Raw genomic sequence first — 1,893 nt, 5'->3', positions numbered from 1 at the left:
CTATCTTTTTCTATTATTCTACCTTATTTGATAGTAGATTTAAGACTTTGCAACAGAACCGAGAAGTCCACTCTTCATAACCAAAAACGGTCGTTTATGAAATAATAAGACTAATACGTACAATGGATTTGTTTCTTTTGCTTTTCAATTTACTCTCGCTTTTTATTTTCACTCAAACCAACATTTTAATGTTGACATTTTACGTTAATAATTTTATTCTAAAAGCACAATATATTCAAACGAATATTTGAATAATAACTTCAATATTTTTACATAAAATAGTATCTATTAATTTTAGGATCGTGCTAAGCGAAATTCCAAGTCATTACATGAAGGAGAAATAATAGAATGTGTAACAAACTAACATAACTAAATATCTATTATTCCGTTTATGGAGCAATTTAAAAAGGAGTTTTTTTATGAATTTAATTTTAACCATTCTCTCTGCTTTAGGGTCTTTTATAGTAACCAATATCGATGACATTTTTGTCTTGATGTTGCTGTTCTCTCAGGCAAGTTCACAAGCTAAAGCAAGTAATGGACGAATGGTGAAGGGAAATCGTATTTATCCTAAAGATATAGTCATTGGTCAATATCTTGGTTTTGCACTTTTAGTTTTAATCAGTCTTTTAGCTACATTTGGAGTAACACTCATTCCTGATCAATGGGTGGGTTTATTAGGACTAATTCCGATCTATTTAGGAGTTAAACTGTTTATAAAGGGTGAAGATGAAGATGAAGGTGCTATTCTTTCTAGTTTAAATAAATTTAATAAGTTCTATTTAAGTGTAGCATTTATCACATTTGCCAATGGTGGAGACAATATTGGAATTTATATTCCATTCTTTTCTACTTTAAATAACAACCAACTGGTCATTACAGTTGTTACTTTCTTTATAATGGTTGCGGTTTGGTGTTTAATCGGCTATCGTCTAGCAAGATTTAGATATGTTTCTGAAACACTTGAGAAATACGGCCGATGGCTTATTCCAATTGTGTTTATAGGATTAGGATTTTATATCATGGCAGAAAATAATATATTTTCTAACCTGTGGTCTGACTTCGTAAATTTAAATTCCTAATTAACCGTAATAGTTCAAAAATTTTATTGTTATATCCCCTTTCCTTTTAAAGTAATGAGTATAAATCTTTATAGAAAATAAACTTTGAGGTGACGACTTTGTATTGGATCATTATTCTCACACTAAGTATTGATCAGTTTGTTAAATATTTAGTTAGAAATTTTATGGACTACGGGCAATCCATTCCCATTATCAATGGTTTTTTCCAATTAACATCTCATCGAAATGCAGGTGCTGCTTGGGGAATTTTTTCAGGACAAAAAATATTCTTAATTAGCATTGCCATTATTGTTATAGTCGTTGGTCTTATTTATTCTCGTAAAGTAACTGATAAGCTAACGCGTATAGCCTTTGGCTTTTTTATAGGAGGTGCAATGGGAAATGTTATAGACCGTTTAATTTTTGGGGAAGTAACAGATATGTTCGAAGTTACATTTATTAATTATCCAATTTTTAATACTGCGGATGTATTTTTAGTTAGTGGAGCTATCTTATTCCTTATTAGTACTTATAAAGAGTCAAAATTAGAGGATAATCAAACTTAAAGATTTTTTTGTTTTTTGCAAATTTCAATCCCACGAATAACCAGCTATGTATGACGATTGTTGATAGGAAATAACAACAAAAAAGAAATAGCATGGTTAATATGAATTACACCCATGCCGGGCACACAAATAAAAGGTTATCCTAAATATCAGGATAACCTTTGACCGTTTAAAGAATACGGCTTTTATCAAGGGACAGAACATCATACCATTAAATACCTGAATAATTTGATTGAACAAGACCATCGTCCAGTAAAGAGACGCAA

2 protein-coding genes and 1 pseudogene are annotated in these 1,893 nt (G+C 30.5%); all 3 read left to right on the top strand.

Annotation, left to right across the window (positions count from 1 at the left end):
* The first annotated feature begins 419 nt into the window (after positions 1-419).
* Positions 420-1,082: a CadD family cadmium resistance transporter gene (locus tag AC973_RS08505; RefSeq protein WP_048729593.1), complete on the top strand. Its 663-nt coding sequence runs from the start codon at positions 420-422 to the stop codon at positions 1,080-1,082.
* An 89-nt stretch (positions 1,083-1,171) separates the two neighbouring features.
* A complete protein-coding gene (lspA, locus tag AC973_RS08500) occupies positions 1,172-1,627 on the top strand; it encodes a signal peptidase II (protein WP_225968976.1) in 456 nt (151 codons plus the stop codon).
* A gap of 180 nt (positions 1,628-1,807) precedes the next feature.
* A pseudogene (locus tag AC973_RS09880) lies at positions 1,808-1,893 on the top strand (IS6 family transposase); the annotation flags it as partial.

Source organism: Carnobacterium sp. 1290_CSPC, assembly GCF_001053265.1.
Lineage (GTDB): Bacteria > Bacillota > Bacilli > Lactobacillales > Aerococcaceae > Aerococcus > Aerococcus urinaeequi.
This window is presented reverse-complemented; position numbering and strand designations above follow the sequence as displayed.